Source organism: Hungatella sp., assembly GCF_046966825.1.
The window spans coordinates 56,452-82,380 of record NZ_JBKVCZ010000015.1 but is presented as its reverse complement, the minus strand read 5'-3'; the positions used below and the strand labels follow the sequence as shown (position 1 = coordinate 82,380).

Sequence of the window (25,929 nt, the reverse complement as noted above, 5' to 3'; positions counted from 1 at the left end):
AAGTCCATTATACACTATCTTGGCCGATTTGCGAAGTTTCCTAGAAAGTAAAAAAAGAGCAAGGCTGTCGTGTAAACACATGCCTTACTCTTCGTCTCATTAGCATCATTAGTTTGTATTTTAGCAAATAGATGACATGAAGTCAATGAATGTTTAATAATTAACGAGTGAAAAACAGTGATAATATGGTTAAAATAAACAAATATATAGCTATAAACATAGAACATCCTACCAATTATAATATAATTGCCCAAAGACTATTGACATATACATAAATAAAATATAATATATAGACAAACAAAGGTAGTACGTTCTATATATGAGAACAGGAGGTAAAAACGCGAGGAGATTTAAAAGATGAGTGAAACTATTAACCGGTATTGAGGAGGCGGTGGAGCCGCATCCGGGGAAAGGGAGAAGAAATGAAGAAGAAAACTTTAAGCATTATGTTATCAATCGCATTAGGTGTGTCTGCGCTAATGACAGGATGTGGCGGATCAGGAACACAGACAGCAGAGAGAGACGGAGGGGATAAGGCTTCAGAAAGAAAAACTGAAGGTGCTAAAGATGCAGCGGCCTCCGGGAAAGAAGTGGTTAGAGTTGTGGTTCCCGGTATCAGTGAGGAGACAACCGTAGATCCTATATCAGGGATTAAAAAGAAGGGACTGGGAGAATTTGAAGCATTTTTAGAAGAGCAGATTCCGGATTATGACATTGATTTAGTATCTATTCCGTGGGACGGCTGGATTCAGAAAATGGAGACTCTTGTAACTTCTGGTGAGGTCGATGTTGGATTTTATACAAATCAGGAAGCAGTTCCCGGGTGGTATATTGATCTGACAGATTATTTAAAGAAGGATACGGAAGTTAATTTCGACAGTCTGAATCACTTGTTTATCGATCCGGCCGTTTTTTATACGAAGTATAATTCCTTTAACTATCCCGAAAACACAGGACAGGTATTCGGTCTTCCAATGACTATGGCAAGCAATATTATTGTATATGACAAGCAGCTTTTTGAGGATTGGGGAGTAGAGGCACCTACTGAAAGTACAACTTTTACGGAACTGGTAGACATGGCAGAAAAGATGACCGGTAAAAATCCTGCAACTGGGTCCACCAACTACGGCGGATATTTATTCTCAACCTGGATGGAGTGGTATGCGATCAGCTATGATGCGGTAAAGACCTATAAAAGTGATACTATGATGCTGTCAGATATGGATACAAATGAATATGTGGAGTATGTAAAGAATTCTCCGGAGGTTCTTAATTATTTTACCGATATGATAAGGCTGGTTAACTGTTGTCCGGAAGGTGTGGCAACCGGAAACGGCAGCGAAAAATTCTTTACTGACGAAAATGACATTGCAATTAATTTCGATACCAATAATGTTGGAACCAATTATATGAAGTATGTGTATGCTAACGACAGCGCGATCTGTGACAGATATATTCCTTTGCTTATACCGACGGGCAAAAATGGAATGGAAGGTTTCCCTGAATTTTTCCGCTTCTCTATAACTAAATCAGCCAAGAATCCAGACGCTGCATGGGAAGTTATCAAGAAGCTGACCACGACACCTGAGATCGTAGACTTCTATTTAACAAATTATGCTCAGGATAAGGTTACCGCACTTGCAGACACCAGCAAAGTCACTATGATGGATTATGAAATTAACAAGAAGCGACACGATTATCAGATTAATGCTATGTTTAAGACAGATGATTACTGGTTCTGGAGAACTCCGCTTCAGGCAGTGAATAATCAGATTTTGTCAAAGCAGCTGACGGCAGAAGCCGCCCGTGAGGAGTTCTATAAAGGAGTATCTGACTGGGTTAATAATACAAAAGCACAGTTAGGGCAATAGCACCTGTATCCACGGGATACTGCGGGTGCAGTATCCCGTGAAATGTCGTTAGGAGGAAACGGTGTGAGATGGTCAAAGACTAAAAAAATACTGAGCTGGTACCTATTATTGTTAATTCCGCTGACAGGAACGGTAGTTTTTAACGTGTACCCATTGCTTCGCACGCTTGGAACAAGCCTTGAAAACATAAAAGGTACTTTTATCGGATTTACAAATTATAAAATACTGTTTGGAAATGACGAATTCAAGAAAGATGTAGTAAACACACTGTATATGGCAGTGCTCGGCGTCGGTTTCAATGTGCCTATCGCATTTATTATTGCTAATATGCTTAACCATGTACGAAGGGGAAAAAATGTTTTTAAGGTAATTTTCTTATTGCCAATGATCATGTCAATGGTGACAGTAGCCACATTATTTAAATATCTTCTTATGCCGAATGAATCAGGTATTGTCAATTACTTATTAGGATTTTTAGGAATCAGTCCAAAACTTTGGCTCAATGGTGCGGCTACGGCAAGGGAATCGCTTGTTGCTATGGCGATATGGAAAGGAATCGGTTATAATATTATACTGTTTTTTGCCGGTCTGCAAAGTGTATCAAGAGAACTTTATGAAGCATCAGAGATTGATGGGGCCAATGAGTGGAATAAATGGATTTATATTACAATTCCATGTATAAAAAATACATTCGTTTTTGTGCTGATTACTTCCTCTATTTCCGCGCTCAAACGTTTTACAGAAGTATATGCGGTAAGTGGTGAGACAGGAAATCCAGCGGGAGCACTTGGAACTATTATGCTTTTTATCTATAAAAATTCTTTTTCAACACTGAATTATAAAGATGAAGGGCAGGCCGCTGCCGCCTCCATCATGCTGTTTGTTATTATTCTTGGTGTAACCTTGATTAACTATCTGGTTACCAATGATAATGATGACGGGACCGGGAAAAAGAGAAGAAGCAGAAGGAGGGCAGGCAGGTGAAAAAGAAATTAGGAATTGCAGATATTATTTATTATAGCGTACTTTCCATTATGGCGCTGGTCATTTTACTGCCATTCATATGGCTGGTCTCTACAAGTTTTGATTATTTTAAATCATATACTTTGCCATATCCGCCCAGAATGCTGCCGAAAAAACTAAGTACATTTAATTACGAGATGGCCCTGACCAATGTGCCAATTGTAAGATATTTATTTAATACCGTCATAATTGCTGTTTTGGATGTCATATTTAATGTGTTTATTGCCACTCTTACGGGATTTTGTATTTCAAAAGGAAAATTCCCAGGTAAAAACTTAATTATGATATTTATACTGTCTAATATGATGGTGCCATTTGAGACTAAGCTGATGCCCATGTATCAGATCATCAAAAGATTAGGGCTTTCTAATCAGTTTATGGGGGTCATTCTTCCGGGAGTTATGACAAATGCCATGTTTATGTTCTTTGTTAAGAAATTCTGCGATGATCTTCCGGATGATTTATATGAGGCGGGAGTAATTGACGGAGCCAGCAAGTTCAGAATATATGCGCAGCTGTTTCTGCCGTTGATGCAGCCCATTATAGCAACTATCGTTATTCTTGATGTGGTCAATGTATGGAACGACCTATTGTGGCCAATGATCGTGTTAAATAAGAGTCAGAACTATACTATCCAGATTGGACTGGTATTGTATAATGCAAGTGCCAATGGCCAGGTTCATGCCGGAATTGCCCTGGCGCTGTCAATTTTAAGTGTAATTCCTCTGGCAATTGTTTTTATATTTGTACAAAAGTATATTGTACAGAGTATTGCTTTTTCCGGACTGAAACAGTAAATGTGGTAAAAAAATCCAATTAGTCCAGTTTGTTGCCCCTATTTGTATAAAATTGTGTTATATTAAAAATAAGTTGATGAAGAGGATGGTACCATTTATGGCGGAATACGATAAAAGAAAGTTAAAACCAATCGGGCAGAAAACAATTGTGGATCAGATTATCAACACAATCATCGACTCTATTATTAAGGGGAACTACAAAGCTGGTACAAAACTGCCCAGTGAATACGAGCTGATAGAAGAAATGCAGGTGAGCCGGAATTCACTAAGAGAGGCTATGAAAATACTGTCTACCATGGGAATTGTGGAAATTAAGCGGGGAGATGGAACCTATGTGTGCTCTCAGGTCAATCCTTCCGTATTTGACAGAGTGGTCTACAGTATGATTTATGATGTCAGCACAAGTACTGAGCTTTTGGAATTGAGGCAGATCCTGGATGAAGCAACAGTTCAGCTGGCAGTACAGAAGATAACCTATTCTGAGATGGAAAAACTTCAGGAGAATATTGATCAGATGAAGGCTGCGATTCAGGCTCAGGATATTGAACGCATGCAAAAATATGACATGGAATTTCATATGACACTGATAGAAAGCTGTAAAAATGTTTTTTTTATCAGAATTATGAAAGGGGTCTATAGTATATTTGAAAATTCCATCGGTGAAAATGTCCGTACTGAGAAAATCGACTCTCTGGCGGCAGTCTATCACCAAAGAATTTTAAACTGTATTAAAGATAAGAATTATGATGATATTCATGCGGCAGTAGAAGATTCTCTTAAAACATGGAGAAACAGGGTCTAGTGTATAATTAAGTAACATACTGAGAACAGGTATCCCTGTTCTCAAAAAAAGGTAGGACGTTCTACTAATTTGTTTTGACTATTGATAATATACATACAGGTAAAAGAGATGAGAGAAGAGAAAACGGATTATTTACAAAAAAAAGCAAATGAAATAAGAAAGACGGCACTTACCATGATTTATCATGCGCAATCCGGCCATCCGGGAGGTTCCTTGTCCGCGGCAGATATTGTTACAGCGCTCTATTTTGATGTGATGAATGTAGACCCTGAAAACCCCGGCTGGGAGAATCGGGATCGGTTTGTCCTTTCGAAGGGGCACGTCTGCCCGGTTCTATACTCGGCATTAATTTTAAAGGGCTATATTGGACAGGAAGAAATCTATCAATTAAGGAAGCAGGGTTCAAGACTGCAGGGACATCCGGATATGAAAAAATGTCCGGGAATTGATATATCCACCGGTTCTTTGGGACAGGGAATATCCTGCGCTGTTGGTATGGCTCTCGCTGCTAAACGAGACGGTAAAAGTTATATGACCTATGTACTGCTTGGCGATGGAGAATGTGACGAGGGACAGGTCTGGGAGGCGGCGCAGGCGGCCAATAAATATCACTTGGATAACCTTGTAGTATTTGTAGACAATAACAGGCTTCAAAATGATGGATTTGTGGCTGATATTATGCCTTCCATGGATTTAAGAGTAAAATTTGAGGCATTTGGATTCGAAGCTATCCGGATAAATGGCCATGACATGTCGGAAATTCTGACAGGCACCAGGTCAATGCTTGACAGCAAAAATGGAAAACCCAAATGCATCGTATGCGATACCGTGAAGGGAAAAGGTGTGTCATTTATGGAAAATATTGCATCCTGGCATGGTACGGCACCGGATACGAATCAGTATAAACAGGCAATGAAAGAGTTGGGAGGCGGTTTTTGTGAGTAAAAGGGCTACCAGAGAGGCGTTAGGGGATGAGGTCTTAAGCCTTGGAGGAGAATGCGATAAGATCTATGTGATTGACTGTGATGTATCAAAATCCTGTAAGACCCAGTCATTTGCAGCGGCATTTCCAGATCGCCATGTCAATGCAGGGATATCAGAACAGAATGCGGTCGGTATGGCGGCTGGATTGGCAACTACGGGGAAGATTCCTATGGTGGTTACCTATGCTGTGTTCGGAAGCATGAGAGCTTTGGAGCAAATTCGACAGGAAATCTGTTATCCTGAACTCAATGTAAAAATACTCTGTTCCCACGGCGGTCTGACACCTGCTAACGATGGCGCCTCTCATCAGTGTGTAGAGGATATGGGGATTCTCCGTACTATACCAGGGATGACTGTTATTATGCCTGCCGATTACCATTCCGCGAGACGTCTGATTCGCGCGGCTGCAGATTATAAAGGCGCAGTATATTTAAGATTTACTCGTGATGCGGTAGACAATATATATGGGGAAGAAGAGGCATTTGAGATAGGTAAAGCCAAATGCCTGAAAACTGGAAAAGATATTACTGTGTTTGCAAATGGAGACACTGTTTCTATTGCCATGAAGGCTATAAAAGCTTTGGAAGAAGAGGGAATCAACGCCGGCTTGTACGATATGCATACAATAAAACCACTGGATACAGAGACTGTAAGGCGGGCAGTCCGGGAAACAGGGCGAATTATAACTGTAGAAGATCATAATATTATCAATGGCCTTGGATCTGCAGTCTGCGAGGTCGCAGCTGAGATGGGAAGAGGCATGGTAAAACGAATTGGGGTCAGGGACCATTTCGGAGAATCTGCACCCTATGAGGAGCTGCTTAGAAAAAATGGAATAACGTGGGAGATGATTTGCAGTGAGGCGCGTTGTATGATGGGACGGGGAGTATGAAATGATAACAGAATCCAGTATGTGGCAGGCAAAAAGAAGAGCAGGAGATATGATAAGAAAAGCCGGAATCAGGTGCTCAGATCAGGAGCTGGACAGTATGGAGGTGGCTGATTTTGGCCTGTCCAACCTGTATGTAGAAGGGGCAGAAATTTTGCCGCTGGCAGAAACGGAAAAGGTGGCGTGCAGAATTATCGCACTGTTTCCTGGGCAGACAGAACCGGAACACTGGCATGAGGAAAGTAAAGAAATTGGGAAGCCTGGTGTGATACCGGGGAAAGAAGAAACGCTTCGGGTCATAACGGGAACACTTCGGGTTTTCATTGAAGGCGAGCCAAACACCAGCGAATCCGTAATCCCGGAGGGAAAAGAGGCATATTATACATGCAGACATCAGATTGTGTTGGAGCCATGCGAAAATCTGACTCTTTATCCGGGGATGAAACACTGGTTTCAAGCGGGGGAGGAAGGCTGTGTCTTTTATACCATATCCACAACAGCTAAAGACGGCAGTGACCCATTTACCGATCCGTCAGTAGTGAGAAAGACGCAGATAATACGTGAAAAATGAGTTTGGAGGACATATGAGAAAGACAAATTATAAAATCCTGGGCGGCGATTTCTACATTAATGGAATTAAAACATATACAGATATTGAAGGAAGTGATGAGAAGATTCATGGGCTTCTGTTTAATACAAGATTTATCCAGGGAATCTTTGATGATGTAAACCCTGAAAATTCAGGAAAATATGACCGGTTTGGCATTAAATTTAATGCTGAAGAGAATACAGAAAGAATGATAGCGGCTCTGAAGGACTGGTATGAGGCCGGAGTCAGGGCAATCACAATCGGCCTGCAGGGCGGAGGTCCTATTTATACCTACGATGACTGGAGCGTCATAGATACAGGCAGTTTTTCCAGAGATGGAAAACAGTTGAATGAAGCATATAAAAACAGGCTGTTAAAAGTGCTGCAGGCTTGTGATGAACTGGGAATGCTGGTGATTGTCAGCTTTTTGTATCAGGCTCAGGAGCATCTGTTCCATGATGGTACGGCGATTATGGAAGCAGTGCGCACTGCCAGCGTATTTTTAAGGGATTCCGGATATGAGAATGTCATCATAGAGGTTGCAAACGAACATGATGTGGGAAATTTTAATAAGCATCCGATGATTAGCAGCGGAGAGGGAATCGCCAGCCTGATTAAGCTGGCAAGGGAATGGTCCGGCAATAAATTTGCAGTAGGGTCCAGTGGCGGAGGCGGAATCTGCAAACAGGAAGTGATTGAGAACAGTGATGTGATACTGATTCATGGTAATGGGCTGCGAAGGCAGGAGATGTATGATTTTATTATGAGTGTTCATGAAAAGGCACCGGATAAGCCAATCGTATGTAATGAAGATTCACAGATGTTTGGCCAGCTTAAGGTTTCCTATGCAACACATACTTCCTGGGGATACTACAATGATTTTACAAAGCAGGAGCCGCCTTCTGACTGGGGAATTACTTCAGGAGAGGATGCATTTTTCGCCAGAAGGCTGAAAAATATGATTTCAGGTGTAAAGATGGGTGAAAATGAATTTTATCTGCAAGGTTTTGAAAAAGATTACCATATTGAGGGAAAGAGGTATGTGAGGCTTTCCAGCCTTTACCCTGAACAGATTGATTATGTGGAGTTTTACCAAGATGATAAGCTGTTGTACACTTCATTTGCGGAGCCATTTATGCTTTATTCTTTAACAACATGGAACCAGGATCCATATGTGATACCGGAAGAGGCCTGCGAGTTTACAGCACGAATTTATTTGCACGATGGAAATGTGAGACAGGAGACAGTAAAACTTATGGATCTACATATATAAATCTGTCGGTTAAACTGAGTGAGGAGAAAAAATGGAGAGAAAGTATTCAATTATTACAGGGTTCATGGGGACGGTTAAAGACAGATTTATTGATTATCAGCCTGCCCGATCCATGGAAGAAATGGTAAAGATGGCATCAAAAGTGAAGGGCTGTTCAGGATTAGAGGTTGTCTATCCACAAAATTTTACCAATGCTGCAGAACTCAAAAAAATGCTTGATGCTTATGGACTGGGTGTTTCCACTGTAAACTTAAACGTTAAGGGGGACGAAATCTGGCGCTATGGTTCCTTTACCCATCCGGAAGCCTCTGTGCGGAGAAAAGCGGTGGATGCTATGAAAGAAGCCATGGACAGAGCGGCACAGCTGGAATGCCCAATCGTAACCTGCGCCCTTTTAAACGACGGTGTTGATTATCCTTTTGAAATTAACTATATGGATGCATTTTCCCATGCGCTTGAGGGAATCAGAGAAGCGGCAGAATACAGAAAGGATGTAAAAATCAGTCTGGAATATAAACAGTCTGAACCAAGAGTCCACTGCCTGCTTAATAATGCCGGGAAGATGGCATATTTTGCTCAAATGACGGAACAGGAGAATGTAGGTGTTACACTTGATTTTGGCCATGCACTTCAGGCACTGGAGGTTCCGGCTGACTCCGCCAGTTTTCTGGGGCAGACTGGTAAATTATTCTATGTCCATGTAAATGATAACTTCCGCAACTGGGACTGGGATATGGTTCCTGGTACAGTTAATCTTTGGGACTATATTGAATTCGCTCTGGCCTTAAAACAGGTGGGTTATGAAGGCTGGATTACAGCCGATGTCTTCCCCCAGCGTCACGACCCCATAAGGATAATGGAGAAAACATTTGAGTGGATGGATTATATTTTCGATGTGGCAGAAAAAATTGACGAGGGCAAATTAAAACAGATGCAGAAAGAACTGGATACTTTTGAAATAATGGATTATATCCGGTCGCTTCTGTAGGGAGAGTTCCAATGGATTGTCAATATGTTAAACTTGAAAAAAAGGGTGCCATAAGAAGTATAACCTATCATTCTGATAAAGAGCAGAATCTTCTGACCATTCAGGGAATGCAGGAAATACTGTGGGCAATTGAAGAATGCAGATATGATGAAGATTGCAGAGCTCTTCTTTTTACCGGCTGGGATGATTGCTTTTGCATGGGCGGATACCTTGGGGATTATAAAAATCAGGGGGCGGAGAAGATTATTCAATTTGCTGATATGCTGACAGAGCTTCATAAGCAGATGAGCCGTTTCCCAAAGCCTACGGTAGCTGCAGTAAATGGGCATACCGGAGGAGGGGGATTAAGTTTTCTGGAAACCTTTGATATGGCGGTATCTGTTCCCTGGGCTGAATTTTCGCTTCCTGAACGGCAGAACGATCTTGCCCCCATGATCTCTCTGATGAGTGTGCAAAATTCATTTAGCAGAAAAATATGCATGGAGATGGCCGGATTGGGAACGAGACTTCATGCAGATCAGGCCATGGGAGCGGGAATTATTAACCGGATTGCAGAAAATGATGTCATGGAGGAAGCAGCAGAATATGCCAAGCGTCTTTCTGACTGTAATATCAGTGCGTTTGGTGTGTGCAAACAGTTTTATATGACAGCCTCGGGACTGTCGTATGAACAACAGCTGGAAATAGGGAAACAGTATCTGGTAACGATGTTAAAGAGTAAGGAGAGGAAGCATACGTGAAAATTGTTGTCTTAGATGGATATACGGAAAATCCCGGTGATTTGAGTTGGAAAGGGCTGGAGGATCTGGGAGACTTGAAGGTTTACGACAGGACTCCGCAAGAACTGTGCGCTGAAAGAATTGGAGATGCGGAAGCTGTATTTAGTAATAAAACAGTCATTTCAAAAGAAATTATGGAGCAGTGTCCATCCCTTAAGTACATTGGAGTATTGGCTACCGGCTATAATGTAATTGACGTTTCTGAAGCCGCTAAAAGAGGAATAACGGTTACAAATGTTCCGTCTTATGGGACAAATGCTGTAGCACAGTATACAATGGCTCTTTTGCTTGAACTGTGCCATCATGTGGGAGATCACTCAGATTGTGTAAAAAAGGGCGCGTGGACTTCCTGCGAGGACTGGTGTTTTTGGAACTATCCGCTGATGGAGCTTGCAGGTAAGACTATGGGAATTATCGGATTTGGAAAAATAGGTCAGGCTGTGGCTGGTCTGGCGCTGGCATTTGGAATGCATGTGGTTTTCTATGACGCTTTTCCCTTTGGTCGGGAAAGCCTGCAAAATGGGTGCCGGCAGGTCGCTTTAGACGATTTATTTAGCCAGGCGGATATTATTTCGCTTCACTGTCCGCTTTTTGAGTCCACAAAAGGCATTATTAACCGGGAAAATATAGCAAAAATGAAGGATGGAGTTATGATATTAAATGACTCCAGAGGCCCGCTCATTGTTGAAGAAGACCTGCGTGATGCATTAATAGCCGGCAAAGTATCAGCCGCTGCCGTGGATGTGGTTTCCACAGAACCGATTAAGGCAGATAATCCGCTGCTGACAGCACCTAATATAATTATTACACCGCATATTGCATGGGCCTCTAAACAGTCCAGGCAGAAGCTTATGGATATTGCGGTCAATAACTTAAAATCATATTTGGATGGAAATGTATGTAACCAGGTGTAATACTGGGTGCGGCTGTTATAGCCGCACCTCAGACTGTAGACAACTAGCCTCCTAATAGGAGGCGGTTGTCTTTTTTCTTTCACTCAGGATTTCGATGTAGTATAATAGTACTATACGAAAGTGAGGTTTTTTCTTATGATGGGGAAAAAAGATTATTCAGAACGTTCTCAGGTACAGATTGCAAGCCTGGATGACCTCGTCCCTTCCGGTCATCTGGTTCGAAAGCTGGAGGAAGCCATTGATTTAAGCTTTATTTATGACGAGGTTAAAGATCTCTACAAACCTTATGGCAGGGAAAGCATTGATCCCGTTGTATTAATGAAAATCGTGATCCTCCAATACGTGTTTGGCATCCCTTCCATGCGCAAAACAATCAAAGAGATTGAAGTGAATCTTGCTTACCGCTGGTATCTGGGATACGGCCTGTATGAGGATATCCCTCATTTCTCTACCTTTGGGAAGAACTATACCAGACGCTTTAAGGATACGGATCTTTTTCAAAAGATATTCTCCCGGATTCTAATGGAGGTGGATGCCTGTGGTTTCCTGGATACGGAAAGTCTTTTTATTGATGGTACCCACATCAAAGCCAGTGCAAACCCTCATAAATATCAGAATGAAACCATGGAAAAAGAAGCCCGATGTTACGAAAAGGAGCTGCAGGAGGAAATAGAGAAGGACAGGCTGGAACACGGGAAAAAGCCATTGAAAGAAAAAGAGTCCACGCCAGAGACCATAAACAAAAAGGTCAGCACTACCGATCCCGACAGTGGCTGGTTCCACAAAGGGGAACACAAGCAGGTGTTTGCTTATGCAGCCAATACCTGCTGTGATAAAAATAATTATGTCATAGATTTTGAAGTGACAGCAGGGAATGTCCACGACAGCGTATCCTTTTGGGAACTGTACCGGAAAGTAAGCGAACGGGTAAAATATCCTAAATACTATGTAATGGATGCAGGCTATAAGATACCAGCAATCGCAAGAACGCTAATCGAGGAAGGAAAGGTTCCGGTTATGCCCTATAAACGTCCAATGACAAAGAAAGGGTATTTTCGAAAAAGCGATTATGTATATGATGAATACTTTGACTGTTATTTATGCCCGAATAATCAGATCCTAAAATACAGCACAACAAACCGTGATGGATACCGAGAATACAAAAGCGATGGAAAAAAGTGTAAGGATTGTCCGTACCAAAACCAATGTACAGGAAGCAAAGACCATGTAAAGGTGGTAAGCCGCCATGTATGGGAGGGGTACATGGAAAAGGTGGAGGAAATCCGTCATCAGACAGGGATGAAAGAAATCTATCAGAAACGGAAAGAAACCATCGAACGAGTCTTTGCAGACGGAAAAGAAAAACATGGAATGAGATATACACAGTACAGAGGATTGGCAAAAGTGACAATGGAGCTGACCCTTTTATTTGCATGTATGAATCTAAAGAAACTGGCAATCTGGAAATGGAGAAAGGGCGGGCTAAGGAAACCCTGTTCTTTTGTCTGTATATTCGAACCAATATATCTCTATATAAAATTCAAAATGGTTCCGGGTGCATCGCACCAGGAACCATTTTGTCTACAGTCTGGGGTGCGGCTGTTATAGCCGCACCTTTTTGTTGTTAATTTTCCAATATCTTTTCTTAAAATACCGGGTATGTTCATTCCTGAAGTTTTGTGATATGATGAAAAAAAATAAGGATAACGGCTCTGCCGGAAGGAGAAGAACATCATGAAAAACACAGAAATTAACATCAGGGATCCATTTGTACTTGTGGAGGACGGAACGTATTATATGTACGGAACGAGGGCCGCTACCTGCTGGGGGGCGGCAGACGGCTTCGACTGTTATGTCAGTAAAGACATGGAGGATTGGGACGGACCTTTCGAAGTGTTCCATAAACCGGAGGACTTCTGGGCAGACCGGAACTGCTGGGCTCCGGAAGTGCACAAGTACCGGGGATTTTATTATATGTTTGCAACCTTTAAGGACAGCAGCGTTCATGGGGGAACTGCGATCTTGACGTCGGAGAGTCCGCTGGGGCCGTTCGTCATGTACAGTGACCGCCAGATCACGCCGAAGGACTGGGAGTGTATCGACGGCACATTCTATGTGTCGCCCGACGGGACGCCGTATATGGTGTTTGTCCATGAGTGGGTGCAGATATCGGATGGCAGTATCTGCGCCGTGGAGCTGAGCCGCGACTTAAAGGAAGCCGTGTCCGAACCGGTGACCCTGTTCCATGCTTCGGAGGCAGTGGGCTGGGTGCAGACGATTACCAATAAAAACCGGCCGGGACTTCATTACGTGACAGACGGCCCGTATCTTTACCGGACAGGCGGTGGGCGCCTGATTATGCTCTGGTCCAGCTTTGGAAAAGAGGGGTATACAGAAGCGCTGGCTTACTCGGATAACGGGGATATTACGGGGAAATGGACACAGGATGACCGCCTGCTGTTTTTAAAGGACGGCGGCCACGGCATGATATTTGAGAGCATTTCCGGGGAACTGTATCTGACCCTGCATACGCCGAACGAGCATCTGAAGGAGCATCCGGTATTTTACCGTCTGATTGAGGAGGAGGACACGCTGCGCGTAGCGGAATTATCATGAAAGAAGTATTTTTCACGGGAAAATGCGACGGAATCGGAATCAGCCACGTCGCCAGGGACTGTGATTTAACGGAGACGATCGGATTTTATAAAAATGAATACCAGATTTATTATATTCTGGATGGGGAACGTTTTTTCTATCAGGGGAGCAAAAGCTACCGGATGGACAGGGGAACGCTGACCTTCATCGACAAACGGCAGATCCCTTTTACCAATGTGATCGGGGGAAAATACCACGAGAGAATATTGATTGAGGTGGATGAGAAATGGCTGGTCAGTATGGGAAAGGCCATGGAGCTGGACCTGATCGGTTTTTTCACAAATTATCACGGCGTTTACCGGCTGGAGGGAAAGCATCTGGCAGCAGTGGAGAAAAAGCTCAAAAAGATGGAAGAGGTGATGGCACAGAAGAGACCCTGTGCGCCCGCGGAGGTGAAAAATCTTCTGATTTCCGTTATAATATCCATGCTGTATGGAGCGGGCACGAGGTGTGAGGAGTACAACATGCCAAACGGAAAGATGCTCCGTTACGCCAAGGCAAGGGAGATAATCCAGTATATCATGGAGCATTACTCGGAGGTCTACGGACTGGAGGATCTGGCTGGAATCTTTTACATGGACAAAAGCTATTTAAGCCGGATCTTCAAAGAGGTGACGAATTTTACCGTAAATGAATTTATTAACTGCCAGAGAATCGGCCATGCCAGGGATATGCTGCTGGATGAGTCGCTGTCCATGGAGGAAATTTCTCAAAAGCTGGGCTATGAAAGATTATCCTATTTTGACCGTGTTTTTAAGAAATATGTGGGGATGTCTCCGCTGCAGTACCGTAAATCCAAGCGAAAAAGGAATGAAGATGAAGAAAACCAGTCAATATAGTGCAAAAACCGTTGATTTTTTGATGGATTGGTGAAAGTGCCCAAATTGGTTGAAAAAATAAGTCTTAAATAGTAAGATGTGTTTACAGAAACGTATCGGATCCGGAAAAGCTTAAGCAGGTAACCCGTGAGAACAAAGACAGCGAAAGGTGTAAAAGGGGATCAATTATGAAATTAAGAAGACTTATGGCACTGACAACAGCAGCTATTATGGCAGCGTCACTGACCGCATGCGGCGGGCAGAAAGCTGAGACAAATACACAGGCAGCGGAGAGCGGAAAAGAATCAGCGGCGGCCGGAGAGCAGGTCACACTTCGCATGGCGTGGTGGGGATCACAGACGAGACATGACGCCACCAACAAAGTAATCGAAATGTATGAGGAACAGAATCCAAACGTACATATTGAGGCGGAGTTTTATGATTTTGACAGCTACTTCACAAAGCTGGACACCCTGGTGGCAGCAGATGATGTATGGGATATTTTCCAGATGGGCGGAAACTTCCCGAAATATATAAACAGCATTGAACCGATGGACGCCTACATCGAAGCGGGAACCATTGATGTTAGCGACACTACAGAAAACTTCCTGGCGACCACAAGAGACAACGACGGTACCCAGGTGGGAATCTCCATCGGGACCAACACCTACGGAATCGCTTATGATCCGGCCATGTTTGCTGAAGCAGGACTGGAAGAACCGTCCGACAACTGGACATGGGATGAGTGGAAGGCTGACTGCCTGGCGATCACCGGGAAACTGGGAATCTACGGAAGCTCAAAGATGGACAACTTCATCGCCGGTGTAACGCAGAGAGCCTCACAGGCAGAGAAAGACGGCAACTTCTTCAAAAAGACCAACGACGGCCTGGAATTTACGGATACTGCAACCTTTGCATCGTATATGCAGATGATCAAGGATTTAACGGACGCTGGATCGTATCCTGATGCAGGTGCGGTTAAGGAGATCAAGGACATTGAAGGCGACTATCTGGTAACAGAAGATGCAGCCATGACCTGGGTATCCTCCAACCAGATCGCCTCCATCGTCAACGCAGCCGGCAGAGAAATCAAGATTGCGCCTGTACCGCGTATCACGAAGGACGGCTCCTATGGAATGGGCGTACAGTCCTCCCAGCAGTTATGCATGGCCAAGAGTTCCAAAAACAAAGAAGAAGCAGCTAAGTTCATCAATTACTTTGTCAACGACATAGAAGCCAACAAGGTATTAAACGGTGAACGCGGTGTACCGATTATGTCAAAAGTAAGAGATGTAGTCATGGAGCAGGCAGACGACAGCAGCAAGATGATCTACGATTTCGTAGACAAAATCGGCAACTTCCCCAAAGAAGACTGCAACGTCATCAGCCCGGACCCCAAGACAGAGATAGAAGATCAGTATAAGCTTCTGATTGAAAAAGTACAATACGGAGATGTAACCCCAGAGGATGCGGCAAAACAATTAGTCGAATTTGCGGAGAGTAAATTTTCACGCCAGCAATGAGCCATGCGAAAAAGGGCAAATGCAGATATGCGTTGTGCTCGCACATAAGCATATCTGGGTTTGTCCTTTTTCATAGGGCGAAGCCCGTGACCGAGACAGCGTGCCCCGCTTTACCGGGTATGAAGCGAAGCGGAATCGAGGTGCATGGCGGACTAACGGGATGCAATCCCAATTCAAATCCAATACTAAAGGCAGGTGGGACCAGCCCCTATATAAAAATCACCTCACCTGCCTTTTCTGCGCAAAAAAATGGAGGAAATGACCAATGGAAGAAAGGAAAACCAGCAGAAAAAAGTTCTGGTATAACGACAATACGGTGGGCTATATATTTTCGCTCCCGTTTATAATCGGTTTTCTGGCATTCACCCTGATACCAATTGCGGTTTCCATGTACTATTCGGTAACCGACTATAAACTGGGCCAGACACCGGCATTTATCGGAATTAAAAACTATCTGGAACTCTTAAAAGATGAGCGATTTATAAATTCCGTAAAAGTAACCCTGATTTACGTCGTTACATCCGTGCCGACAAAGCTGATCTTCGCGCTGTTTGTGGCGTATTTGCTGACACAGGGAAGGCGCGGCGTGACATTTTATCGTTCCCTGTATTACGTACCGTCCTTGATCGGCGGAAGTATCGCGGTAGCCCTCGTGTGGAAGACCATCTTTTCCAGAAAGGGCCTTGCCAACACGATTCTGGCTTCTTTGGGACTCCAAAAGCTGTCATGGCTTGGTGATCCGAAGCTGTCCATGGGAATCCTGGTCTTAATGTCGGCATGGCAGTTCGGCTCCTCCATGATTATTTTTGCAGCAGGTCTGAAGGAGATACCGGGAAGCTATTACGAGGCGGCGGAGATTGACGGCGCGAACAAATGGCAGCGTTTCTTAAGCATCACGCTTCCATGCCTTTCCCCCATCATTCTCTATAACCTGGTGATGCAGACCATCACGGCATTTATGGCATTTACGCAGGCGTTTGTCATCACACAGGGAGGCCCCAACGACGCGACCAACTTCTATGCCCTCTATGTTTACAACCACGCATTCAAGTGGTCCAACATGGGATATGCGAGTGCGATGAGCTGGCTCATGCTGGTTTTAATCAGCGTAATTACACTGATCCTGTTTAAATCCTCGAAGTTCTGGGTATTTTCTGAGGCGGATCAATAAGGAGGGGGAAAAAGATTATGACGAAAAAACACAAAATCGAAGCAGTCCTTTACCATTTGTTTGTGTGCCTGTTCGGACTCCTCATGATATATCCGGTGCTCTGGATGATCAGCGGCTCACTCAAAAATAACACAGAGATATTAAACGGAGGAATGAATTTGATTCCCCCGGCCTGGAGAGTGGAGAACTTTGCCAACGGATGGAAGGGATTCGGCGGAATCAGTTTTGCCACCTTCTTTTCCAACTCATTTTTCGTAGCCTCTGTTTCGACCATTGCAACGGTACTGTCATCGGCCTGCGTGGCTTATGCATTTTCGAGGGTAAAATATAAAGGAAGAAATATCTGGTTCACGGCCATGATCTGTACCATGATGATTCCGACACAGATCATTCTGGTGCCGCAGTACATCATCTACAACAAACTCGGCTTCGTCGGAACGTATCTTCCGTTAATCCTGCCGCATTTTTTCGGCCAGGCCTTCTTCATCTACCAGATGATGCAGTTCGGATCCGGTATTCCGAGAGATTTAGACGAAGCAGCCATCATAGACGGATGCAGTAAATATACGATATTCACAAAGATATTTCTGCCGCTTTTAAAGCCATCCATCGTAACCACGATTATCATTCAGTTTTACTGGAAATGGGACGATTTCATGTCACCGATGATCTACTTGAGCAAGCCGAAGATGTATACCGCCTCCGTGGCGATCAAGAATTTTGCGGATTCCACTTCCACGACCGACTACGGCGCCATGTTCGCCATGTCCACCCTGTCCCTGATTCCGGTATTCCTGATTTTCCTGTTTTTCAACCGGTATCTGGTAGAGGGAATCAGCACGAGCGGTATCAAGGGCTGATCACAGCAATACTGCCAAACAAAAACACTGCCACAGCGATACTATGACACAGAGAGGAAATGAGTGTGAAAAATCAAACGAGTGTATCCTTTCAGACCTCCGACGACCTGCTTCAAAAGCTGGTGGACACGGCTGAAGAAAAGTCCAGAGAGAATCTGAAACGGTTTGAAAACAGACTGGTGCTGATCGAAGGCGGCGGTTACGAGAAAATATGGCTGGAAACGCAGCCCATGGGCGGTGAGATGTACGCCAAACGCAATCTGGAGGCGGGAATCAACAATCAGCTGCTCTTTATGGAAAATCAGAGGGAGGACGGCAGAATTCCCGGAAGCGTAGCCTGTGAAAACGGCAGAATTACTCCGCAGTTCAACAAGTTTCAGGGCTTCTGTTTCCCCTCCGCTGCACTGAATGTATACTACTTAATGGGAAAGGATCCGGGATATCTCGATCTGCTTTACACCACGCTGGAACGCTTTGACAGCTACTTATGGCGCGTGCGGGATTCCGACGGTGACGGCTGTCTGGAGACCTGGTGCAAGTACGACACGGGAGAAGATCACGCACTCCGGTACGGGGACGCCCCCAACGACTGGAGCGAGGAAGTGCCCCCGGAAGGCTGCAGCGTGGTACCCATGGCTTCCATGGATATTATGAGTTTTTCCTACGCATCGAGGGAAACTCTGGCGAAGATCAGCAGAATACAAAAAGACATCAGGCGGGAAGAGATCTGGAAGGAGAAGGCAGCCTGTGTACAGGATAAAATCCGGTCCTATCTGTGGGATGACGCCGCGGGCGCCTGCTTCGACCGGGACAAGAATCACCGGGTGCTGCGCACGTTGACCCATAACAATCTGCGGGCCATGTACTGGAACAGCTTTACCCAGCCGATGGCCGACCGTTTCGTAAAGGAACATCTGCTGAATCCGAAGGAATTCTGGACGCATATGCCGCTTCCATCGGTCGCGGTAAACGATCCGCTGTTTCGGAATGTGACGACCAACGACTGGAGCGGCCAGGCGGAGGCGCTGACGTACCAGCGGGCCATCCGGGCGCTGGAAAATTACGGGTACGACAGTCTGATCCCGGAACTGGGCGAAAAGCTGTTTCAGGCTATCGGCAGGGACTGCGTCTTTGTCCAGCAGTATGACCCGTTTACGGCGGAGCCGTCCCTTGTCTGCCTGGATGGAGAACAGGATTGTTACGGGCCGGCCCTTCTGTCGGTTCTGGAGTATGCGGCGCGCATGTACGGCGTCCATATCGAGCATGATACGGTCTTCTGGGGAACCGTGGGCGGCCATGAGAGTGTTTATGAACAGGTCTGGGGAGACCGTTCCTTTAAACTGGTTCAGAATGGAAATGGGGCGGAAGGCTTTATGAATGGAAGAAAGGTATTTGAAGCCGGACCGGGCATCAAGGTGATTACCGGGCTGGACGGAAACGTGCTGGAAGTAAAGAAGCTGTCAAAGAACGGAGATGTGAAAAGCATCCGCCAGAGGTTATAAAAATATTGAAGGAATAAGAATATAAAACAAATAAGTATATAAAACGAATAAGAACATAAAAGAAGGCTCTGGAAGCTGCAAATGCAAACTTTCAGGGCCTTCCTCCATATCACACGAACCGCGTCATTCCGGCGGCCATTCCTCCGCCTCCTCGATCCAGGCCACATGAGCGGCTTCCTTTACGCCGCCTTCGATCAATCCTTTGCGAACGGTCTGAAAGGTTCGGAGAAACAACCGGCCGGATGCCCGGGAAAACAGCTTCGCGTCCCGCTCTTCCAGAGAGCGTAACAGGACCTTCATGATGGATGCCGTTTCCCCGGGAGTGAGCCATAGACTGCGGCAGGAGATGGGCCAGAGTGTCTGCCACATGAGCTGGCTGCATACTTCCGAGAGCGCGCTGTTGCCCATGGCATAGAACAGGTCAAAACACGTCTTATAGTACCTGTAGCAGTCCTCCCGGCGTACACATTCCTTCATCTGCTCCGCGTAAAATGTCAGAGTGTCAGCGGGAATATCGGGAAAAAATACGCTGGAGATGCTCCCTGCTGTCAGTGCCAGCACCTGAAAGGCCTCCAGGGAGAGAAGCAGCTCTTTCTGGCACTCCTCGGACTGAGGAAACTGCATGGCCTGCTGGTTCACGATATCCAGGACCATCGTGCCCTTGCCGTTCAGTGTTTTGACCGCGTTAAAACTGACCAGCAGCGTAAGACTCCGGCGTATGGTGATCTCCGCCACGGAAAATTCCTCCGCCAGCTGCGAGACAGACGGCAGGAACTCCCCAGGCTGGTACTGACGGCATAGGATTCGGTGAAGGAGAATCTGTGCGGTAAAGGATCGGTGCTCGATTCTGCCCTTGGTGATGTACCATCGGAACGGAACTGGAACCAGATCCGACTGACCGGATCCTGCGTAGGAAGCTTCCAGGTTCTTTCGCAGCTTCTCCGCCCGGAGCTGGCTGATCTGATCCAGCTGCCGTTTGATCCCGTCGAAATCTTCCGCGGCATGGCTTGTCAGAAGATTTTCCATATAATTCGCCAGACGGTCAAAATAGAAATCAGAATAGCTGGCGTCAGTCATCATGTATAAGTCTGAGAGATGGCCGAACATGGTGCTTTCTGCAAAGAGGCTGGGAAGAAGAGGATTCCCCAGGCTGTCCAGCACAATGCAGAAAAAGTCGATAAAGGCCCGGAATTCCCAGCGCCGCACTTTGGAAAGGTACTGTGACAGCTGCTCTCTGCGGTCGGCCGGCAGGCGGCAGAACGCGGGGAACAGTATGGAAGAGAGAAACGAGCGCCTCAGACACTGCAGCTCCAGGGCCGCATCCTTGTGGGCCAGATAATAGGTCCGGCAGAAATCGGCGTGATCCTCGTTGCTGAAGTCCTTAATCACGACAGAGGAGCGTCCGCTTCCGGAAGAGATAAATCCATCCTCCTTCAGCTGGCGGAGCATCCGCCGAGTGGTTTTGTCGGACACGCCAAATGTCTCGGATATTTCATGAATCGAAGGGATGGCGTCTCCTTTTATATAGTAGCCCGATTGAATCCGGGCAACATAGAATTCGTAGATGTAACGGTACAGCCGGGAATCTCTGTCCATAGGGCATCCTTTCTGCTGGTAAAATACTGAACATATTTTATCACAGACCATGTGGAATGACAATAAATGAAAATTTCAAAAATATCTTCTTTTTGGAAATATGATATGCTATACTATACTTTATCAAATGGTACATTTTGAGTATTTAAGGCAAATGTGCCGCGTGAAGGGAGATGTCTATGAGTCATACGGAGGAAGAAATTACCAGAGAGACAGAAGGGACCGAAGAACCGTGCTGCGTCGTGGGCATTGGCGCCTCCGCGGGGGGCCTTGAGGCTCTCCAGGATTTCTTTAAAGCAATGCCCGCTGATACAGGGGCTGCGTTTGTAGTAGTACAGCACCTTTCACCGGATCATAAGAGCCTGATGGCGGAACTGTTGAGCCGCTGCACCACCATGACAGTGAAGGCGGCCCAGGACGGACAGGCGGTATTACCCGACCACGTCTACTTGATTCCGCCGGGAAAAGACTTAAGCATTTATCAGGGGAAACTGTATTTACAGGGACAGAACAGCAAGAATCACATCAACCTGGCCATTGACTCGTTCTTCCGTTCTCTGGCGGCTGATAAGCGGAAACACGCGATTGCCGTGGTTCTATCGGGAGCGGGCAGCGACGGAACGCTTGGAATCCGGGCTGTGAAGGAGGCCGGGGGCATGGTGATGGTCCAGGATGTGGAGACTGCTAAGTTTGACAGCATGCCTCAGAGCTCCATTGCAACCGGACTTGTCGATTTCGTACTGCCGCCGGCGAAGATGGCGGAGGCGCTGGTGGAATTTTTAAAGCATCCTTATATTACCAACCAGGCGCGAATCAATCCCGAGATCGGAGAGGGAAAGGCGCTTTCGAAGATTCTGGCGACCCTGCGCACTACCTCGGGCATCGATTTTTCTTCCTATAAGGAAAATACGATTTTAAGGCGGCTGGAGCGGAGAATCAGTGTAAAGCACCTTGCTTCCCTGGAAGAGTATCTGCACTGCTTCCTTGATTCGGAAGAGGAGCAGAATACCCTGTACAAAGAACTTTTGATTGGCGTTACCAGCTTCTTCCGGGATGAAGAGGCGTTTGAGTATATCAGGAAGAATGTCCTGCCGGAGCTGAACCCCAGGGAAGGCGTTCTGCGGGTCTGGTCGGCGGCCTGTTCTACCGGCGAGGAAGCCTATTCCCTGGCCATGCTGGTCGCCGAGTATATAAGGGAGAAAAAACTGACCTGGGAAGTGAAGATATTTGCCACGGATATCGATAAGAACGCGCTTTCCGTGGCTGCTCAGGGATACTATCCGGACAGTGTGGTATCGGATGTGGATCAGGAGCTTCTCTCCCGGTATTTTATCAAAGGCGACGGGGGATACCGGGTCAATGCGGAGCTGCGCAAGATGCTGATCTTTTCCGAGCACAACGTGCTGTGCAACCCGCCTTTTTCCAGGCTGGACTTAATCACATGCCGGAATTTATTTATCTATCTGAAACCGGAGACTCAGCAGGATCTTCTCCAGCTGTATTACTATGCGCTCAATCCGGGCGGATATCTATTCATGGGAACCAGTGAATCGGTGGGAGAGATGAGTGGGGCATTTCAGGTGGTAAACAACCGCTGGAAGATCTATCAGCGCAGTGAGAGCTACACCCCTTTGCTGCAAAACGGCGTCATTGTGGGCGGACGGGTGAGAAGCAGCACTTCTTATAAGAATACCAGAGGAATTGGAGGAGATACCATGCGTCTGGAGCGAATCATCGAGCAGGCGTTTTCGGTAGCCATGCCGCCCTCTGTCATCGTGGACGAGATGGATAATATTTTACATATGGCCAACGAGATTAATCAGATTCTGGTGTTTCACGCAGGCCGGTTTACGAACAACCTGTTTTCCAATCTCCCCAATGATGTGGGACTGGTGGTCAATGGGCTTCTGCGCAGGCTGCGGAACGGGAGCGATTTCTCATCTATCAGGGCGACCGGACTGGAAGGCTTTCAAAACCGGGAAGTTCTGATCAAAGGCTACCATTTTAATGTGAGACAGTCCCATTTCTATCTGCTGTCATTTCTGGCAGAGGAGAGAACAGAAGAGGGAGAAGCCATCGTCAGCACGGTGCTGGACGGCCAGAGTGAGTTGAGCAGACGGTGCCGTGAGCTGGAACAGGAGCTCCAGCTGGCAAAGGAGAGCCTTCAGGCCACCGTGGAGGAACTGGAGACCTCAAACGAGGAGCTGCAGTCCTCCAATGAGGAACTGGTGGCGGCCAACGAAGAGCTTCAGAGTACGAATGAAGAGCTGCAGTCCGTGAACGAGGAACTGTACACGGTCAACTCCGAATACCAGACGAAGATCAATGAACTCGTCAGTCTGAACAGTGATCTTGATAATTTACTTAAGAACACGGATGTGGGCGCGCTGTACCTGGATAATGATCTAAAGATCAGAAAGGTGACACCGCGTGTCAGTGAAATTACGAATATACGCGAGGTGGATGTCGGCAGGCCGATCAGCCATCTGGCATTGATGGAAGGGTATCCGGAATGGTATGAAGATATCAGCTATGTCAGGGAAACCCTTTATCCGGTGGAACGGGAAATTGGAGATGACAGCGGCAGATACTGGATCGTCAGAGTTCGTCCATACCGCACCGCGTACCGGGCGGTGGAAGGCGTGATTATGACCTTTGTGGAGATAACCGGTTTTCATAAGCGTGAAGAACAGGCAGAGTAAGGCTGGGGGGCTGTAAAAACTCTGCTCCGTAAGGAGAGGAAAATGAGTATTAAGAGGTGTAGAAATGGAAGAAAAGGAAAAAGTCGACATCAGCGACTTAAGTATCTATTACCAGGAACTCCTGTTCCAGAATGAAGAGATGAAACGGATTATGCAGGAAAATGAGCTGCTGAAGCAGAGATACCAGCGGCTCTATGAGGATGCGCCTGCAGGATACGTAGTATACAACCACAACGGCCAGATCATAGCGGCCAACAATACGCTCTGCCGTCTTCTGGGCTTTCCTCTGCAGGAATGCCAGCTGCACCGCTTTCCCCGGTATGTTTTGCCTGAATTTCAGGATGAATTGTACTTAATGATCCAAAGGGTGCTGAAGAAGAAAACGCCGGAATCCATTGAAGTCCAGATCCGGGGTGCGGATGAGGTCCGGGATGTCATGGTAACCACCAACTGTTATCGGGAAGAGGTGGAGATCCCGGGCTTAGAGGAACTGGTGAGCAGCGATCTGCTCCGGAGTGTGATCACGGATATTACGGAACTGAAGAAGAGACAGAGAGACTTCTGGAACCGAAGTGTGCATGATCCGCTGACCGGAATCTACAACCGCCAGTTTTATAAAGAAGAGATGCATGACATGGACGTGCTGGAGAATCTTCCGCTGTCCGTGTCCATGGTGGATATCGACGGCCTGAAAATTATCAATGATACGCTGGGCCACGAGTTTGGCGACCAGGCGATCAAGGTCATTGTGGATGAGCTGAAACGAAACGCCAGACCGGAGTATACGCTGATGCGGGTCGGCGGCGACGAGATTGTAATCCTGTTTCCGAGGACGAACCTGGAAACGGTGCGCCGCTATATGCAGTCAGCGAAAATGGCCATGGAAGAGAAGTCCATCTCAGGAATTCCTCTCAGCTTCTCCTGGGGCGCCGCCACAAAAAATACGCCGGAGGAGCAGCTGTCCTTCATCGTGGCCGCGGCCGAGGATATGATGTACAGCCGGAAACAGGTCAGAGGCGGCAGCCGGTTTAACGGGGCCGTACATATGATTCTGGAATCGCTGTTTGAACGCAACCGTCAGGTGAGAGACCACAGCCTGAGAATCAGGCAGTTTATCAATGACTTTGGGACTTGGATGGGACTCGGTGAAGAGGAGGTGGCCTGCTTATGCAGCGCCGGACTTCTGCATGATATTGGGATGGCCTCCATTTCCGACGAAATACTCAATAAAAACAGCATGCTGACGGAGACAGAACAGAGAGAAGTTCTGCGCCATCCGGAGGTGGGCGGCCGCATACTCCATGCTAACGGAGATACCGCCATGTACGCGGAGGCAGTGCTCTACCACCATGAAAACTGGGATGGTACGGGCTATCCACGCGGCTTGGCCGGTGAACTGATCCCGTTTGAAGCGCGCGTCCTGGCAATCGCAGACGCCTATGACCGTATGAAGTACGGTTTGAATGGAAGAGGGACGAGGTACAAAGATGAGATGATGATCCTGGAAGAATTTGAGCGGTGCAAGGGCCGCCAGTTCGATCCGGAGCTTACAGAGAAATTACTTGAATGGAAGAAAGAAAAGAAGCATCCCGCGACCTGAAAATGGTTTGGGATGCTTCTCTGTACAGGTGAGAACCTTGGGTTTTATGCCTCGGTCTTCCAGAAACCGTGAAGGTTGCACCAGGCGTAGGCCGCCTTCGGTGTATCGCCGTCCTCCAGCGTAAAGTGGGCGACCGGCTCACAAGCGGAATCTAAGGGCACCCGCATGGTGACCCCGGCCTTCGTCTGTAAGCAGACCCATCCGATGTTGTGTTCCTCGCTCATGGGATGGAAGATGCTTCCGACCTTTACGGTCACGTGGTTTCCGTCGGTTTCAATGATGGGGAGGTGCTTTTCGGAAGCGCCTTCCGAGGTGTTGGGCTCCAGTACCTCAAATGGTTTTAAGCTGTCCGGGACTGCCGCGTTAGGCATTCCCGCGATGGCCTCCAGTACCACGAGGCGGTCTCTGTCCGTTAAAAATACAGGCTGTTTATTCATAGAATCCTCCTGTCATAATGATGATTTCATAAGGTTGTCTGCTGCGGATACTCCATTATTTTCCCTGATTTGCCTTCCTTTTATACATGAAGCTGAAAAGCTTTTTCTGTTCTATGGCGCTGTCCGGAGAATGAATTGCCGCATTTTACCCAATAC

The 25,929-nt window shown here is 46.3% G+C and carries 22 protein-coding genes; 20 read left to right on the top strand and 2 right to left on the bottom strand.

The window, feature by feature from the left end:
• Positions 1–422 precede the first annotated feature (422 nt).
• The 18 genes from ACLTD4_RS07330 to ACLTD4_RS07245 all read left to right on the top strand — a co-directional run bounded on the left by ACLTD4_RS07330 (position 423) and on the right by ACLTD4_RS07245 (position 19,438).
• Positions 423–1,871: an ABC transporter substrate-binding protein gene (locus tag ACLTD4_RS07330; protein WP_117624525.1), complete on the top strand. Its 1,449-nt coding sequence runs from the start codon at positions 423–425 to the stop codon at positions 1,869–1,871.
• Positions 1,872–1,934: 63 nt separating this feature from the next.
• Complete coding sequence (locus tag ACLTD4_RS07325; protein ID WP_181988755.1) at positions 1,935–2,855, top strand: carbohydrate ABC transporter permease; 921 nt, start codon at positions 1,935–1,937, stop codon at positions 2,853–2,855.
• Complete coding sequence (locus ACLTD4_RS07320) at positions 2,852–3,691, top strand: carbohydrate ABC transporter permease (protein WP_117624523.1); 840 nt, start codon at positions 2,852–2,854, stop codon at positions 3,689–3,691. The genes ACLTD4_RS07325 and ACLTD4_RS07320 overlap by 4 nt, the downstream gene beginning before the upstream one ends.
• 97 nt (positions 3,692–3,788) lie before the next feature.
• Positions 3,789–4,493, top strand: coding sequence for a FadR/GntR family transcriptional regulator (locus ACLTD4_RS07315; protein WP_167437758.1), 705 nt, complete (start codon positions 3,789–3,791; stop codon positions 4,491–4,493).
• Positions 4,494–4,601: 108 nt separating this feature from the next.
• Complete coding sequence (locus tag ACLTD4_RS07310; RefSeq protein WP_117624521.1) at positions 4,602–5,438, top strand: transketolase; 837 nt, start codon at positions 4,602–4,604, stop codon at positions 5,436–5,438.
• On the top strand, positions 5,431–6,369 hold the full coding sequence (locus ACLTD4_RS07305; protein ID WP_117624520.1) for a transketolase family protein: 939 nt from the start codon (positions 5,431–5,433) through the stop codon (positions 6,367–6,369). Before ACLTD4_RS07310 ends, ACLTD4_RS07305 begins: the two co-directional genes overlap by 8 nt.
• Before the next feature lie 49 nt (positions 6,370–6,418).
• Complete coding sequence (locus tag ACLTD4_RS07300; protein ID WP_147335941.1) at positions 6,419–6,937, top strand: D-lyxose/D-mannose family sugar isomerase; 519 nt, start codon at positions 6,419–6,421, stop codon at positions 6,935–6,937.
• A 13-nt stretch (positions 6,938–6,950) separates the two neighbouring features.
• Positions 6,951–8,228 (top strand): hypothetical protein, encoded by a 1,278-nt coding sequence (locus tag ACLTD4_RS07295; RefSeq protein WP_117624518.1) that lies wholly within the window; start codon positions 6,951–6,953, stop codon positions 8,226–8,228.
• A gap of 31 nt (positions 8,229–8,259) precedes the next feature.
• Positions 8,260–9,216 (top strand): sugar phosphate isomerase/epimerase family protein, encoded by a 957-nt coding sequence (locus ACLTD4_RS07290; protein ID WP_117624517.1) that lies wholly within the window; start codon positions 8,260–8,262, stop codon positions 9,214–9,216.
• Positions 9,217–9,227: 11 nt separating this feature from the next.
• Positions 9,228–9,956 (top strand): enoyl-CoA hydratase/isomerase family protein, encoded by a 729-nt coding sequence (locus ACLTD4_RS07285; RefSeq protein ID WP_117624516.1) that lies wholly within the window; start codon positions 9,228–9,230, stop codon positions 9,954–9,956.
• The gene (locus ACLTD4_RS07280; RefSeq protein ID WP_117624515.1) at positions 9,953–10,909 is read left to right on the top strand and encodes a D-2-hydroxyacid dehydrogenase; all 957 of its coding nucleotides are present in this window, start codon (positions 9,953–9,955) and stop codon (positions 10,907–10,909) included. Before ACLTD4_RS07285 ends, ACLTD4_RS07280 begins: the two co-directional genes overlap by 4 nt.
• 135 nt (positions 10,910–11,044) lie before the next feature.
• Positions 11,045–12,517 carry an IS1182 family transposase gene (locus tag ACLTD4_RS07275; RefSeq protein WP_412331212.1) on the top strand — a complete coding sequence of 491 codons (1,473 nt, stop codon included), beginning with the start codon at positions 11,045–11,047 and terminating at the stop codon, positions 12,515–12,517.
• A 126-nt stretch (positions 12,518–12,643) separates the two neighbouring features.
• Positions 12,644–13,525, top strand: a complete 882-nt coding sequence (locus ACLTD4_RS07270) for a glycoside hydrolase family 43 protein (RefSeq protein ID WP_117623009.1) — start codon at positions 12,644–12,646, stop codon at positions 13,523–13,525.
• The gene (locus ACLTD4_RS07265) at positions 13,522–14,403 is read left to right on the top strand and encodes a helix-turn-helix domain-containing protein (RefSeq protein ID WP_055659168.1); all 882 of its coding nucleotides are present in this window, start codon (positions 13,522–13,524) and stop codon (positions 14,401–14,403) included. Before ACLTD4_RS07270 ends, ACLTD4_RS07265 begins: the two co-directional genes overlap by 4 nt.
• Positions 14,404–14,570: 167 nt before the next feature.
• On the top strand, positions 14,571–15,905 hold the full coding sequence (locus tag ACLTD4_RS07260) for an ABC transporter substrate-binding protein (protein ID WP_117623010.1): 1,335 nt from the start codon (positions 14,571–14,573) through the stop codon (positions 15,903–15,905).
• Between the two features lie 265 nt (positions 15,906–16,170).
• Positions 16,171–17,076, top strand: a complete 906-nt coding sequence (locus tag ACLTD4_RS07255) for a carbohydrate ABC transporter permease (protein WP_002605152.1) — start codon at positions 16,171–16,173, stop codon at positions 17,074–17,076.
• Positions 17,077–17,093: 17 nt separating this feature from the next.
• Complete coding sequence (locus ACLTD4_RS07250; RefSeq protein WP_055659165.1) at positions 17,094–17,936, top strand: carbohydrate ABC transporter permease; 843 nt, start codon at positions 17,094–17,096, stop codon at positions 17,934–17,936.
• Between the two features lie 59 nt (positions 17,937–17,995).
• Entirely contained in the window at positions 17,996–19,438 is a 1,443-nt protein-coding gene (locus ACLTD4_RS07245) for an MGH1-like glycoside hydrolase domain-containing protein (RefSeq protein WP_117623011.1), read from the top strand.
• Between the two features lie 123 nt (positions 19,439–19,561).
• On the opposite strand, the gene ACLTD4_RS07240 is transcribed toward ACLTD4_RS07245, so the two are convergent.
• Positions 19,562–21,034, bottom strand: coding sequence for a GntR family transcriptional regulator (locus tag ACLTD4_RS07240; protein ID WP_181988648.1), 1,473 nt, complete (start codon positions 21,032–21,034; stop codon positions 19,562–19,564).
• A gap of 179 nt (positions 21,035–21,213) precedes the next feature.
• Between ACLTD4_RS07240 and ACLTD4_RS07235 the strand changes: the two genes are divergently transcribed.
• A complete protein-coding gene (locus ACLTD4_RS07235; protein WP_181988649.1) occupies positions 21,214–23,736 on the top strand; it encodes a chemotaxis protein CheB in 2,523 nt (840 codons plus the stop codon).
• Positions 23,737–23,800: 64 nt separating this feature from the next.
• Positions 23,801–25,336: a diguanylate cyclase gene (locus tag ACLTD4_RS07230; RefSeq protein ID WP_055659156.1), complete on the top strand. Its 1,536-nt coding sequence runs from the start codon at positions 23,801–23,803 to the stop codon at positions 25,334–25,336.
• Positions 25,337–25,380: 44 nt separating this feature from the next.
• Here ACLTD4_RS07230 and ACLTD4_RS07225 read toward each other — a convergent pair whose 3' ends face one another.
• Positions 25,381–25,773, bottom strand: a complete 393-nt coding sequence (locus ACLTD4_RS07225) for a desulfoferrodoxin family protein (RefSeq protein ID WP_055659154.1) — start codon at positions 25,771–25,773, stop codon at positions 25,381–25,383.
• Between the last annotated feature and the right edge of the window lie 156 nt (positions 25,774–25,929).